12 protein-coding genes are annotated in these 13384 nt (G+C 72.8%); 6 read left to right on the forward strand and 6 right to left on the reverse strand.

Annotated features, from left to right (window positions below; all coding sequences use genetic code 11):
• Positions 1 to 2: 2 nt before the first annotated feature.
• Genes PZB77_RS03025 through PZB77_RS03040 form a run of 4 tightly spaced genes read right to left on the reverse strand, consistent with a single transcriptional unit; the run spans position 3 to position 4333 of the window.
• Positions 3 to 782: a CDP-alcohol phosphatidyltransferase family protein gene (locus PZB77_RS03025; protein ID WP_275490951.1), complete on the reverse strand. Its 780-nt coding sequence runs from the start codon at positions 780 to 782 to the stop codon at positions 3 to 5.
• Positions 760 to 1821, reverse strand: a complete 1062-nt coding sequence (locus PZB77_RS03030) for an iron-containing alcohol dehydrogenase family protein (protein WP_275490952.1) — start codon at positions 1819 to 1821, stop codon at positions 760 to 762. The genes PZB77_RS03025 and PZB77_RS03030 overlap by 23 nt, the downstream gene beginning before the upstream one ends.
• Positions 1809 to 2543 carry a phosphocholine cytidylyltransferase family protein gene (locus PZB77_RS03035; protein WP_275490953.1) on the reverse strand — a complete coding sequence of 245 codons (735 nt, stop codon included), beginning with the start codon at positions 2541 to 2543 and terminating at the stop codon, positions 1809 to 1811. Before PZB77_RS03035 ends, PZB77_RS03030 begins: the two co-directional genes overlap by 13 nt.
• Positions 2540 to 4333 carry a DUF5941 domain-containing protein gene (locus PZB77_RS03040; protein WP_275495893.1) on the reverse strand — a complete coding sequence of 598 codons (1794 nt, stop codon included), beginning with the start codon at positions 4331 to 4333 and terminating at the stop codon, positions 2540 to 2542. The genes PZB77_RS03035 and PZB77_RS03040 overlap by 4 nt, the downstream gene beginning before the upstream one ends.
• Before the next feature lie 308 nt (positions 4334 to 4641).
• Here PZB77_RS03040 and galE point away from each other — a divergent pair, with 308 nt between their 5' ends.
• From galE to idi, 3 genes are all read left to right on the forward strand, one after another.
• Positions 4642 to 5625, forward strand: a complete 984-nt coding sequence (gene galE, locus PZB77_RS03045) for a UDP-glucose 4-epimerase GalE (protein WP_275490954.1) — start codon at positions 4642 to 4644, stop codon at positions 5623 to 5625.
• 144 nt (positions 5626 to 5769) lie between these two features.
• The gene (locus PZB77_RS03050) at positions 5770 to 6702 is read left to right on the forward strand and encodes a cation diffusion facilitator family transporter (protein ID WP_275495894.1); all 933 of its coding nucleotides are present in this window, start codon (positions 5770 to 5772) and stop codon (positions 6700 to 6702) included.
• A 149-nt stretch (positions 6703 to 6851) separates the two neighbouring features.
• On the forward strand, positions 6852 to 7445 hold the full coding sequence (idi, locus tag PZB77_RS03055; protein WP_275490955.1) for an isopentenyl-diphosphate Delta-isomerase: 594 nt from the start codon (positions 6852 to 6854) through the stop codon (positions 7443 to 7445).
• A gap of 161 nt (positions 7446 to 7606) precedes the next feature.
• Here idi and PZB77_RS03060 read toward each other — a convergent pair whose 3' ends face one another.
• Entirely contained in the window at positions 7607 to 8062 is a 456-nt protein-coding gene (locus PZB77_RS03060) for an ATP-binding protein (RefSeq protein ID WP_275495895.1), read from the reverse strand.
• Between the two features lie 152 nt (positions 8063 to 8214).
• The gene (locus PZB77_RS03065; RefSeq protein ID WP_275490956.1) at positions 8215 to 8841 is read right to left on the reverse strand and encodes a DUF308 domain-containing protein; all 627 of its coding nucleotides are present in this window, start codon (positions 8839 to 8841) and stop codon (positions 8215 to 8217) included.
• An 80-nt stretch (positions 8842 to 8921) separates the two neighbouring features.
• Here PZB77_RS03065 and PZB77_RS03070 point away from each other — a divergent pair, with 80 nt between their 5' ends.
• The 3 genes from PZB77_RS03070 to PZB77_RS03080 all read left to right on the forward strand — a co-directional run bounded on the left by PZB77_RS03070 (position 8922) and on the right by PZB77_RS03080 (position 13320).
• On the forward strand, positions 8922 to 9674 hold the full coding sequence (locus PZB77_RS03070) for an enoyl-CoA hydratase-related protein (RefSeq protein WP_275490957.1): 753 nt from the start codon (positions 8922 to 8924) through the stop codon (positions 9672 to 9674).
• A gap of 142 nt (positions 9675 to 9816) precedes the next feature.
• On the forward strand, positions 9817 to 10680 hold the full coding sequence (locus tag PZB77_RS03075) for a hypothetical protein (RefSeq protein ID WP_275490958.1): 864 nt from the start codon (positions 9817 to 9819) through the stop codon (positions 10678 to 10680).
• A 210-nt stretch (positions 10681 to 10890) separates the two neighbouring features.
• Entirely contained in the window at positions 10891 to 13320 is a 2430-nt protein-coding gene (locus tag PZB77_RS03080; RefSeq protein ID WP_275490959.1) for a Tex family protein, read from the forward strand.
• Positions 13321 to 13384: the final 64 nt, after the last annotated feature.

Consider the following 13384-nt stretch of genomic DNA (forward strand, 5'->3'; position numbering starts at 1 on the left):
GCTCACTTCAGACGGCTGGAAGCCAGGATCGACACCAGGTGCAGAACGGTCTGGAGCAGGGCGATGCCCGCGAGGACCGCGACCGCGAGACGGGTGAAGAAGAGGTCGTCCCGGACCATGTCGGCGATGGCGGCGGCCAGGACGACCAGGGACGCCTCGACGCCGAGGATCAGGCGGTGGAACTTGAGCGCTCCGGCCGCCCGGCGGGCGAAGGCCATGCCGGAGGAACGGGGCTCGGAGGCGGCTTCCTTGACGGGCGGCAGCCCGCCCTGGTGGCGCGCCACGCCGACGAGGTCGGTCTCCGCCTTGATCAGGATGGCGCCGAGGGCGGCGAGGGTGCCGAGGAAGGCCCAGAGCCAGTCGATCCGGCCGCTGCCCCACAGGTCGGCGGCGCGCAGACCCAGCCCGACGAGTACGGCGGCGTCGCAGAGGTAGGCGCCGACCCGGTCGAGGTAGACCCCGCCCAGCGAGAACTGCTTCTTCCAGCGCGCCACCTCACCGTCGACGCAGTCGAGCAGCAGGTAGAGCTGGACCATGACCACGCCCAGCACGGCGCCCGGTATGCCGGGGACGAGCAGGGCGGGCGCGGCGAGCACGCCGGCGACGGTCATGACGTAGGTCAGCTGGTTGGGGGTGATGCGGGTGTTCACCAGGTGCCGGTCGATGCGCAGGGAGATCTCGCGCATGTACAGCCGGCCCCCCCAGTGCTCGCCACTGCGCCGGTCCTTCACGCCCGGGGGGTGCACGACCGGACGGAGTTCAGCTACGGATGGCTTTTGCATAGTCGGCGTACGCGTCCCTGATCTGATCGGTGGACAGGTGGAGGTGCTCCAGGATCGTGAAACGTCCCGGGCGCGTCTGGGGGGCGAAGTCGACGGCCTCGACGAACTCGTCGACGGTGAAGCCGATCTCCCGGGGCAGCACGGGCAGGCCGTGGCGCCGCAGGGCGGTCGCCATCACCTGCGCCTGCTCGTGGGCGCCGCGCAGGTGCATGGCGAAGCAGGCGCCGAGGCCGACCTGCTCGCCGTGGCTGGCGGCCCGCGCCGGGTGCAGCAGGTCGAAGGCGTGGTTGATCTCGTGGCAGGCACCGGAGGCCGGCCGCGAGTCGCCCGCGACCGCCATGGAGATGCCGGTCAGGACGAGTCCCTCGGCCAGCACCGTGAGGAACTCGTCGTCGGCGACGCCGCCGGGGTGGCGCAGGACCGCCTCGCCCGCCTGGCGCGCCATGGCGGCGGCGAGGCCGTCGACCTCCTCGCCGTTGACCCGCTGGGCGAGCTCCCAGTCGGCGACGCAGGAGATGTTGGAGACCGCGTCCCCGATGCCGGAACGGACGTACCGGGCGGGGGCCCGGCGGATCACGTCGAGGTCGATCACGACGGCGATCGGGGTGGGCACCCCGTAGGATCCGCGGCCGTTGTCGTTGTCCAGGGTGGCGACCGGGGAGCAGAGGCCGTCGTGCGAGAGGTTCGTGGCGACGGCGACCATGGGCAGCCCGACCCGCGCGGCGGCGTACTTCGCCACGTCGATGATCTTGCCGCCGCCGAGGCCGACCACGGCGTCGTAGCGGTTCCCCTTGATCCCGTTGGCGAGCCGCACCGCGGAGTCGATCGTGCCGTCGCTCACGGAGTACCAGTCGGCCCCCGGCAGGACCGGCGCGAGCCGTTCCCTCAGCGCGCGGCCCGAGCCGTCGCTGATCGCGACGGCCAGCTTGCCCGAGGTGGAGATCCGCTGGTCGTGGAGGACCCCCGCCAGGTCGTCCATCGCGCCGCGGCGGATGTCGACGACCAGCGGGGAGGGGATGAGCCGGGTCAGTACTGGCACGCGATCTCACGGCCCTTCGCGAGGTCGGCGTGGTTGTCGATCTCCACCCAGGTCACCTCGCCGATGGGGGCCACGTCGACGGTGAAGCCGCGGTTCACGAGCTCCTGGTAACCGTCCTCGTAGTAGAGGTCGGGGTCGCGCTCGAACGTGGCCTTCAGGGCGTCGGCGAGTTCCTCGGCGGCCTCGGGCTCGATCAGGGTCACGCCGATGTACTCACCGGTGGCCTCGGCCGGATCCATCAGCTTGGTGATCCGCCGGACGCCCTTCGCGTCGGTGACGACCTTCATCTCCTCGTCGGCGAGGCTCTTCACCGTGTCGAGGGCGAGGATGATCCGGCGGCCCTCGCCTCGCGCCGCGAGGAGGGTCTCCTCGACGGAGACCGGGTGCACGGTGTCGCCGTTGGCGAGGATCACACCCTGCTTGAGGACCTCGCGGGCGCACCACAGGGAGTAGGCGTTGTTCCACTCCTCGGCCTTGTCGTTGTCGACGAGGGTGATCGAGACGCCGTACGTGGCTTCAAGCTCGGCCTTGCGGGCGTACACGGCCTCCTTGCGGTAGCCGACGACGATCGCCACCTCCCGGATGCCGACCGCGGCGAAGTTGGCCAGGGTCAGGTCGAGCACGGTCTTCTCGCCGTCCACCGGCACCAGTGCCTTGGGCAGGGTGTCCGTGTAGGGGCGCAGACGCCGTCCTGCACCGGCTGCCAGTACGAGGCCGATCATGCGAGTTCTCCTTCGTCGTGTACGGCGGGGGCCGAGGAGGACACCCAGAAGCGGATGGACTCGACGGTCACCACCAGAGCCACGGCCACGGCGAGCGCGGTGAGGGCCGTGGTGAAGTCCGAGTGGGCGGTCAGTACGGCGGCGAACAGCGCCACCACGAGGGTGCGGCCCTCGTGCCCGAGGACGGTGCGGACCAGCCACTGCGGCGGGGCTCCCGTGCCGCCCCGGATCCGGTACACCGTGTCGTAGTGATGGTAGGCGACCGCCGCCACCAGGCCGAATGCCGCGGGAACCGCGTGCGGCACGCCGCTGCGGGCCGCCAGGGCCAGGACCGTGCAGTACTCGGCCGCCCGGAAGAAGGGGGGCACCAGCCAGTCGAGCGCGCCCTTGAGGGGGCGCGAGACGGCGAGAGCGGCGAGGACCGCGTACAGCGCCGCGGCGGCCACCGGCCACCAGCTGCCGAAGGGCGCGAGGAGGGCTGCGGCGATCATCAGGCCGCTGCCCACCAGAGCGAGCAGCGGCGCGGTGAACCCGCCGCCGGGCCGGCGGACGAGGGCGGCCAGGGTCTGCGCGAGAGGGCCGGAGTCGGCGAGGTCGGCGAGGGCGCGGGCGGCGCGGTCGGTGCGCCGGGCCTTGCGGGTCAGCGAGCGGAGCAGCCGGCCGGCCGTGGTGTAGCAGGCGGCCAGCGAGCAGCCGACGAGCAGGGCGTAGAAGACGATCCGCGGGGTGGTGACCGCGGTCAGGACGGCGATCATGGCCCAGCGCTCGCCGATGGGGAGCACGATCATCCGGCGCAGCCAGACCGTCCACCCGACGCTGTCCAGGCGGTCGGAGAGCGCGGCGGTGGGGCTGGTGTTGGAGACCGCGTCGTGGTTGGCCTCGTTGAAGGAGAAGTCGACGACGTGCCGGCACGCCTGGAGGACCATCGCGCCGAGGGCGAGGGCCCACACGTCGTCGCCGCCGTCGCTGTGCGAGGCGCCGATCGCGAGGCCGGCGTAGTAGGCGTACTCCTTGGCGCGGTCGAAGGTGGCGTCGAGCCACGCGCCCATCGTCGAGTACTGCAGGGAGTAGCGGGCCAGCTGCCCGTCGGTGCAGTCCAGGACGAAGGAGAGGAGGAGGAGCAGTCCGGCGGCCACGAATCCGGCCCGGGTGCCGGTCGCCGCGCAGCCGGCCGCGATCAGCGCGGTGATCAGCGAGGCGGTGGTGACCTGGTTCGGGGTGAGGCCGCGGCGGGCGCACCAGCGGGCGATGTAGCGGGAGTACGGGCTGATGAAGTGGGTGGTGAAGAAGCCGTCGTGCGCCTTCACCGCGCTGCGCAGGCGTACCGCCTCGTCGTCGACGGCCGCGACGGCCGTGCGGGCCGCGGCCAGTTCCTCGGGGGTGGTGGGCACGGTGGCGGTGAGCGAACCGAGCTCGGGGCGCTGCACGGCGGTGTCGCCGGACTCCAGGGCGAGCGCGATGCGGCCCGGGATCGTGCGGTCCTCCGCACGGGCCGGTCCCTCGCTCGCGGTCACCGGCAGTCCGGCGCCGACCGCGGCGGCGGTCCGCTCCATCGCGCGCAGCAGGGCCTCGCGCGCGCCGGGCTGGACGGTCAGCGCGCCGGGGACGGTGGCGGCGGCGAAGCGGGGGTCGGTGAGTCCGAGGCGCAGGGCGTGGACGTGGCCGACGAAACGGGGGTCCACGAGAGCGACGCGGTGGCTCGCGGGAACGCCCGCGAGGAGTGCGGCGGCTTCACCGGCGTCGGCGGCCGACCGGACGTCGAATCCGAGGGCCCGCAGGTCGTCTCCGATCGACGACCCGGGTACCGGTGCACCGGTGAGGATGGCGGTCGACAGACGAACTCACTCCTTGTATACGGGCGTGGAGGCGCACACACGGAACGGCCCGTGATCGGGCCTGCGGCACATCGGCAGAGGCTATCGGATGAACGGAAGGTTGAGTTCACTGCCCGTTTGTGGTCCGTTCGGGTCAGTCGGGGACTTCGTTCGTCCTTCGGTGATCATCATCGGTGATCGAACCCGAGTGCGACACACCGCGGTGGTCACCGTGCGGGCCCACGCCTCCGGACCGGGGCCGGCCACCCTTTAGGCTGACCGTCATGACGTGGCTGATCACTGGCGGTGCGGGGTACATCGGGGCACACGTGGCGAAGGCCATGGTCGCCTCCGGCGAGAAGGCCGTCGTCCTCGACGACCTCTCCACGGGCGTGCCCGAGCGGCTCCCGGCGGAGCTGCCGCTGGTGCGCGGGTCATCCGCGGACCGGGCCCTGGTGGACCGGCTGATGGCGGAGCACGCCGTGACGGGCGTCGTGCACCTGGCGGGGAAGAAGCGGGTGGACGAGTCGGTCGAGCGGCCCCTCCTGTACTACCGGGAGAACGTCGCCGGGCTCGGCGTCCTGCTGGAGGCCTCCGTCGCGGCGGGCGTGCGCTCCTTCGTCTTCTCCTCGTCGGCGGCCGTCTACGGCGTGCCCGAGGCCGAGACGATCACCGAGGACACCCCGTGCGCGCCCATCAGCCCGTACGGCGAGACGAAGCTCGCCGGTGAGTGGCTGGTGCGCGCCGCGGGCCGCGCCCACGGCATGTCCACCGCCTGCCTGCGGTACTTCAACGTGGCGGGCGCCGCCGAGCCGGCCCTCGCGGACACCGGGGTCCACAACGTGATCCCCATGTTCTTCGACCGCCTGACGCGCGGCGAGGCGCCCCGGGTCTTCGGCGACGCGTACCCCACCCCGGACGGCACCTGCGTCCGCGACTACATCCACGTCGCCGATATGGCCGACGCGCACCTGGCGGTCGCACGCCACCTGACGGGCCCCGGAACCCGCGGCGATCTGACGGTGAACATCGGCCGCGGCGAGGGCGTCTCGGTGCGGGAGCTCGCCTCCTTGGTGGCCGAGGTGACCGGGAACGGCACGGAGCCCGTCGTGGAGCCGCCCCGTACGGGTGACGCCGCGAAGTCGGTGGCCTCCGCCGCCCGGATCACCCGGGAGCTGGGCTGGACGGCCCGCCGGGGGGCGCGCGAGATGGTGGAATCGGCCTGGGAGGGCTGGCTGCTGCGCCATCCGCAGGCCGCGCGCCGTTAGGCCCGCGCTCGCACATGTGTGCAGCTCACAGGGGATGACAACGGTGTTCAACACCGTGTTGCCCGGTACCCCCCGCCCGTAGTTCACTGGCGTTCCCGGGCGACGGCAGCGATCCGGGCCGTTCCACCGTCTGGAGGCATGCGCATGGGGGCCGGCCACGACCACGGTCATACGCACGGATCGGCCGCGACGGCGTCGGCGGCGTACGTGGGACGCCTGCGGATCGCGCTGGGCATCACCCTCGGCGTGATGGTCATGGAGATCGTCGGAGGCGTCCTCGCCGACTCGCTCGCCCTGATCGCGGACGCCGCGCACATGGCGACCGACGGACTGGGCCTCGGCATGGCGCTGCTCGCCATCCACTGGGCCAACCGCCCGGCCGGACCCAACCGGACGTTCGGCTTCGCCCGCGCGGAGATCCTGGCGGCCCTGGCCAACTGCCTCCTGCTGCTGGGCGTCGGCGGCTTCCTGGTCTACGAGGCGGTCGACCGCTTCATCACACCGGCGGACACCCGGGGCGGCCTGGCCATCGCCTTCGCCTCGGTGGGCCTGCTCGCCAATCTGGTCTCGCTCACCCTGCTGATGGGCGGGCAGAAGGACAGTCTCAACGTCCGGGGCGCCTACCTGGAGGTGCTCGCCGATACGCTCGGCTCGGTCATGGTCCTCGTCTCGGCGGGCATCATCCTGACCACCGGCTGGCAGGCGGCCGACCCGATCGCCTCGCTGCTGATCGGTCTGATGATCGTCCCCCGCACGGTGAAACTGCTGCGCGAGACGGTGAACGTGCTCCTGGAGTCCGCCCCCGAAGGGGTGGACATGGACGAGGTACGGGCCCACATCACGGCCCTCCCGGGGGTGGCGGACGTCCACGACCTGCACGCCTGGACGATCACCTCCGGGATGCCGGTGCTCTCCGCCCACGTGGTCGTGCATCAGGAGATGCTGGACTCCATCGGGCACGAGAAGCTCCTCCACGACCTCCAGGGCTGCGTCGGGGACCACTTCGACGTGGAGCACTGCACCTTCCAGCTGGAGCCGAGCGGGCACGCCGCGCACGAGGCGAGGCTCTGCCAGTGACGGGGAGGCCTCCCGGGCCTCGGCCGCGGTCCACGCGGGGGCGGACATGCCCGGGCCCGAAGTACGGACAAGCGGCATTTGTGGGGCAGACTTGACCGGACTCCAGGGGTCCGGTCGCACGAGGCCGGGGACCAAAGCGAAGGATGGGTATGCCGACCACACCAGCCACCGCGACGCACAGCTCGTCGAACGGCTCCGCAGAAGCGATCATGCTCGAACTGGTCGACGAGAGCGGCACCACCATCGGCACCGCGGAGAAGCTCGCCGCCCACCAGGCGCCGGGCCGGCTGCACCGGGCCTTCTCGGTCTTCCTCTTCGACGAACGGGGACGGCTGCTGCTCCAGCGCCGCGCGCTCGGCAAGTACCACTCCCCCGGCGTGTGGTCCAACACCTGCTGCGGTCACCCCTACCCTGGCGAGTCCCCCTTCGCCGCCGCCGCCCGGCGCACGCACGAGGAGCTGGGCATCTCGCCGTCGCTGATGGCGGCGGCCGGAACCGTGCGCTACAACCATCCGGACCCCGCCTCGGGCCTGGTGGAGCAGGAGTTCAACCACCTCTACGTCGGACTGGCCCAGGACGTCGTGGCGCCCGATCCGGAGGAGGTCGGCGAGACCGTGTTCGTGACCGCCGAGGAACTGGCCGAGCGGCACGCCGCCGGGCCGTTCTCCGCGTGGTTCATGACGGTCCTGGACGCGGCCCGGCCGGCGATCCGCGAACTGACGGGTCCCTCCGCGGGCTGGTGAGGCGGGACGGGCGGGTGCTCCGCGTACGGCAGCCGGGTGGTACGCGGTACCCGCACGGCGGGCGGTACGGGGGCGCCCGGCAGGCGCGCGGGGACCCGCACGCCCCGTGGTGCCCCGTAGGCGCCGGGCAGGGGCGCGGGGCGCCCCGTCCGGACCGGCGCTCAGAGGGGCGAGGTCAGCGGCAGCGCCGCCCAGATGATCTTCCCGCCGCCCGCGGTGTGCTCCACGTCGCAGGTACCGCCCGCCTCCGCGGTGATCTCCTTCACCAGCAGCAGCCCCCGGCCGCCCGTCCGGGCGTGGTCGGTCTGCAGCGCGGTGGGACGGTAGGGGTGGTTGTCCTCGACGGCGACCCTGATCCAGTCGGCGCCGATGGCCACCTCCACCGCCAGTTCGGGTGAGAGCAGCGCCGCGTGCTTGACCGCGTTGGTCGCCAGCTCCGAGACGATCAGCAGCAGTCCCTGGAGGATGTCGTCCTCCACCGGTACGCCCTGCCTGCCGATCAGATCACGCACCGCGTGCCGCGCCTGCGGCACCGACACGTCGACGGCGGGGGCGGTGAAACGCCACACCCCCTCGTACGACAGGGGACGGGCCGGAACACTTCCGCGGCTCTCCATCATCCGGCACCCGCTCTCGGCTCGCGCATCCATGACCACTGCCCGTTGACTGACGAGTGTCGGGAGTCCCCGGGCCCTCGTCCGGCCATGACAGGAAGTGGCTGCCTATCGACCCGTATTGACCGGCTGAGTGTGACGGCGTCGCATGTGGACTACTTCTGGCCACCTTCCTCGGCGCTATTCGGCCCCTTGGCGTCGTCGGCGGTCCGGCCCTCCATCTGCTCGGCCACCAGCCCGACGACCTGCCGGCCGCCCACGCCGATCGCGATCAGACCGAGCCCGTCGAAGAGCAGCGAGAGGGAGAAGAAGAGGCCGAGGACGTACCGGCTGCTGTGCGGCCAGTCGAAGAGCACCAGCAGCCCGAGCAGCAGGCCGAAGGCGCCCTGCAGCAGCGTCCAGCCGAACTGGGGCCCGCGCACCACGAGCGATCCGACGAGGCGGAAGACCCCTCCCGTGAGGAAGAGCAGGGCGGCGAACATGGTGAGCGCCTCGGCTCCGCCACGCGGGTCGTGGATCACGACCACCCCGGCGGCGATGTTCAGCGCCGCGACGACGGCCGCGAGCCAGAAGTAGGCAGTGCCCCGGGACTGGACCGCGTGCGCCAGTCCGACCACCCCGCCGACCAGCAGCAGCCAGCCGAAGAGCAGCATCGAGGTGAGGGTGGCCACACCGGTGTGGACGAGGCCGACGACGCCGGCGGCGACGAGCAGCACGCCGAGGACGACGAGCCATCCGAAGCTGCGGCTGAGTTTCCTGCGCTGGGCCTGGGGGTCGGCCATCGACGGCTCCTCACGGTGCGTACCTGCTCCGGCACCCCCTTGGGATCATAGGAGCGAACAGTACGGATAGCATCCGGCGCATGGACCGCAGCGAGCCCCGGCTGGAGCATGCCGTCGTGGACGGCGTGGCGACCGTCGTGATCAGTAATCCCGCGAAACGGAACGCGATGACCGCCCCGATGTGGCGGGAGCTGCCCGTCCTGCTGGAGCGGCTGGCCGCCGACGCTTCGGTGCGGGTGCTGGTCCTGACCGGTGCGGGCGAGACCTTCTGCGCCGGGGCGGACATCTCCTCCCTCCGGGAGCCGGGCGAGCTGACCTCCGAGCTCACGGTGGAGGCGGAGGAGGCGCTGGCCGCGTTCCCCCGGCCGACGCTCGCCGCCGTGCGCGGCTTCTGCGTGGGCGGTGGCAGCCAACTGGCGGCCGCCTGCGACCTCCGGTTCGCCGCGGAGGGCGCCCGGTTCGGCATCACCCCCGCCAAGCTGGGGATCGTCTACTCCTCCTCGTCGACGCGGCGCCTGGTCGCTCTGGTGGGTCCGGCCACCGCCAAGTACCTGCTCTTCTCCGGGGAGCTGATGGACGCCGGGCGGGCACTGCGCACCGGCCTGGTCGACGAGGTGCTGCCGGCCGCCGGCCTGGCGGACCGGGTCGCGGAGTTCTGCGGCATCCTCGGGTCCCGGTCCCAGCTCACCCAGGCGGCGGCGAAGGAGTTCGCCACCGGGCGCACCGACCGTGACGCCCACTGGGCCGCTCAGGCACGGGCGGGCGAGGACACGGCGGAGGGCGTGGCGGCCTTCCTGGAGCGGCGGTCTCCGCGCTTCACCTGGACCACCTGAGCCGCTGCCCACGGCACCCCGCGTTCCTCCGGGGGCCGGGTGCGGGTCCGGGCGATGCGTGGCGGGGAGTTCGGCCGGGACCGGGTGGGCGGGTTCCCACCGGGACTTCCGCCCATACTGACCAGTCGGTAATGTGCGGGTCATGAGTACTCTGCCGCCCCGCGCCGGCCGCCGCTGCCACAACGCCCTCAACCCGCTGCACTCGACGCTCTACTTCTCCCCCGACCTGCTCACCGAACTCGGTGCGCTCGGCATCGACGACGCCCGGGCCGCGTACCTCGCCGCCCGGGGCGCCGCGCTCGGGGCCGTCGGGGCCGGGGCGGTGACCTCGACCTTCTACAACTTCAGCCATGAACTGGTGGCCCGGCACCTGCCGGCCATCTGGGCCCTCGCCTCTCCCGAGGAGGTGCTCGCCGCCCGGCTCCGGGCGGCCGACGCCACCCTGCGCCGGCTGCTCGGCGAGGAGGTCGTCGGTTCTCCCGAGATGGCGGAGGCCGCCGGGCTGGCGTTGCGGGCCGCCGAGGCGTGCACCCGCCACGCCCGGCCGCTCTACGCCGCCCACGCCGATCTGCCCGTCCCCGACGAGCCGCACCTCGCCTACTGGCACGCCGCCGCGCTGCTGCGCGAGCACCGGGGCGACGGCCACCTCGCGGCGCTGCTCGCGGCCGGTCTCGACCCGGTCGAGGCGCTGGTCAGCCACACCGCGACCGGGAAGGGCATGTCCCCGCGCTGGGTCCTCGGCACCCGGGGCTGGCACCGCGAGGACTGGGACGCCGCGTCCGGCCGGCTGCGGGCGCGCGGGCTGCTCGACGAGGAGGGGGGACTCACCGAGGAGGGCGTCACGCTGCGGGCCGAACTGGAGGAGACGACGGACCGGCTGGACGCCGCACCGTACGAGCACCTCGGTGCGGCGGGGGTGGAGCGGCTGACCGAGCTGGGACGCGGCTTCCTGTTCACCGCCGCCTCGGCCGGGGCGTTCCCCGCCGATCTCATCGGCAGGGAGTGAGCCCGGGGGCGGCGCGGGCTCCCGTTCCGGGTTCCGGCCGCCCGCCTTCCCGGAGGTCGCGCGACACGGCCCCCGGCCACCCGGCACAATGCAGGCGAAGGGGACCACCCCGAGCGACGCCCACCCGCGGCACGGAGCCCGTGCCGCGCGCGGGGGCGCGTCAGCAGAGCCAGCACCACAGCCAGTACGAGAAGGCGAGCCGGGAACACCGTGACGACGTCCATCGAAGGCAGGATCGCCGAGGAACTCGGCGTACGTGAGCGACAGGTGACGGCAGCCGTCGCCTTGCTCGACGGCGGGTCGACCGTCCCGTTCATCGCGCGCTACCGCAAGGAAGCGACGGAGATGCTCGACGACGCGCAGCTGCGCACGCTGGAGGAGCGGCTGCGCTACCTGCGGGAGCTGGAGGACCGCCGCTCCGCGATCCTCGAATCCGTCCGTGAACAGGGCAAGCTCGACGAGGCCCTGGAGGCCCGCATCCGGGCGGCCGACACCAAGTCGCGCCTGGAGGACATCTACCTGCCGTTCAAGCCGAAGCGGCGGACGAAGGCGCAGATCGCCCGGGAGGCCGGGCTGGAGCCGCTGGCCGACGGGCTGCTCGGGGACCCGTCCGTCGACCCGCTCGCCGCCGCGGCGGCGTACGTGGACGCCGGGAAGGGGATCGCGGACGGCGCGGCGGCGCTGGAAGGAGCTCGCTCGATCCTCACCGAGCGCTTCTCCGAGGACGCCGACCTGACCGGCGAGCTGCGCGAGCGCATGTGGACGCGGGGGCGGCTCGCGGCGAAGGTGCGGGCGGGCAAGGAGGAGGAGGGCTCGAAGTTCGCCGACTACTTCGACTTCACCGAACCCTTCACCGCGCTCCCCTCGCACCGGATCCTCGCCATGCTCCGGGGCGAGAAGGAGGACGTGCTCGACCTGGTGCTGGAGCCCGAGGAGCCCTCCGGGGAGCCGGGCCCCTCCGCGTACGAGCGGATGGTGGCGCGCCGCTTCGGCATCGCTGACCGGGGACGGCCGGGCGACAAGTGGCTGGGCGACACGGTCCGGTGGGCCTGGCGGACCCGCATCCTGGTGCACCTCGGCATCGACCTGCGACTGCGGCTGCGTACCGCGGCGGAGGACGAGGCGGTACGCGTCTTCGCGTCCAACCTCCGCGATCTGCTGCTGGCCGCTCCGGCGGGCACCCGGGCGACGCTGGGGCTCGACCCCGGATTCCGTACGGGGGTGAAGGTCGCGGTGGTCGACGCGACGGGCAAGGCGGTGGCGACCGATGTCATCCACCCGCACGTCCCGGCCAACCGGTGGGACGAGTCGCTGGCGAAGCTGGAGCGGCTCTGCCGCACCCACGCGGTGGATCTGATCGCCATCGGCAACGGCACCGCGTCGCGTGAGACGGACAAGCTGGCGGGTGAACTCTGCGACAGGCACCCGGAGCTGGGGCTCACCAAGGTGATGGTGTCGGAGGCGGGGGCGTCCGTGTACTCCGCGTCCGCCTTCGCCTCGCAGGAACTCCCGGGCATGGACGTGTCGTTGCGCGGGGCGGTGTCGATCGCCCGGCGCCTCCAGGACCCGCTGGCCGAGCTGGTGAAGATCGACCCGAAGTCGATCGGCGTCGGCCAGTACCAGCACGACCTGTCCGAGGTGAGGCTCTCCCGCTCCCTGGACGCGGTCGTCGAGGACTGCGTCAACGGGGTGGGTGTCGACGTCAACACGGCGTCCACGCCGCTCCTCTCGCGGGTGTCGGGGATCAGCTCCGGGCTCGCCGAGAACATCGTCGCGCACCGTGACGCGCACGGCCCCTTCCGCTCCCGCAAGGCCCTCAAGGACGTGGCCCGGCTCGGCCCGAAGGCGTACGAGCAGTGTGCGGGCTTCCTCCGCATCCGGGACGGGGACGATCCGCTGGACGCGTCGAGCGTGCACCCGGAGGCGTACCCGGTGGTGCGCCGGATGGTGAAGACGGCGGGCACCGAGGTGGCGTCCCTCATCGGCAACACGGAGGTCCTGCGGTCGCTGCGGGCCGACGCGTTCGTGGACGACACCTTCGGCCTGCCGACGGTGACCGACATCCTGAGGGAGCTGGAGAAGCCGGGGCGCGACCCGCGTCCCGCCTTCAAGACCGCCACCTTCAAGGAGGGCGTCGAGAAGATCGGCGACCTGGAGCCGGGGATGCTCCTGGAGGGCGTGGTCACCAACGTCGCGGCCTTCGGCGCGTTCGTGGACGTCGGTGTCCACCAGGACGGCCTGGTCCACGTGTCGGCGATGTCGCGGACCTTCGTGAAGGACCCCCGCGACGTCGTGAAGCCCGGGGACATCGTCAAGGTCAAGGTGAGGGACGTCGACGTCCCCCGCAAACGGATCTCGTTGACGCTGCGGCTGGACGACGAGGCGACCGCGGGCGCGGGCGGCGGCCGGCGCGAACGCGAGGCGGCTCCGGCCCAGGGCGGCCGGCCGCCGCGCCCGCGCCAGTCGGAGGGCGGCGGCGACCGGCGGCAGGGCGGTGACCGGCGCGGCGGCGGTTCGGCGGGCAACGGCTCGGCCGGCGCCCGCCCCCCGGCCGCCCCCGCGCCCGCCAACAGCGCGATGGCCGACGCCCTGCGCCGGGCCGGTATCGCGGATCCGGGTCAGGGCCGCGGCAAGCGCTGACGGCGACGGAGAACGCGGGACGGGCCGGCCCCGGAGGGTCGGCCCGTCCCGCGTGTCGGGCCGA

Source organism: Streptomyces sp. AM 2-1-1, from assembly GCF_029167645.1.
GTDB lineage: Bacteria > Actinomycetota > Actinomycetes > Streptomycetales > Streptomycetaceae > Streptomyces.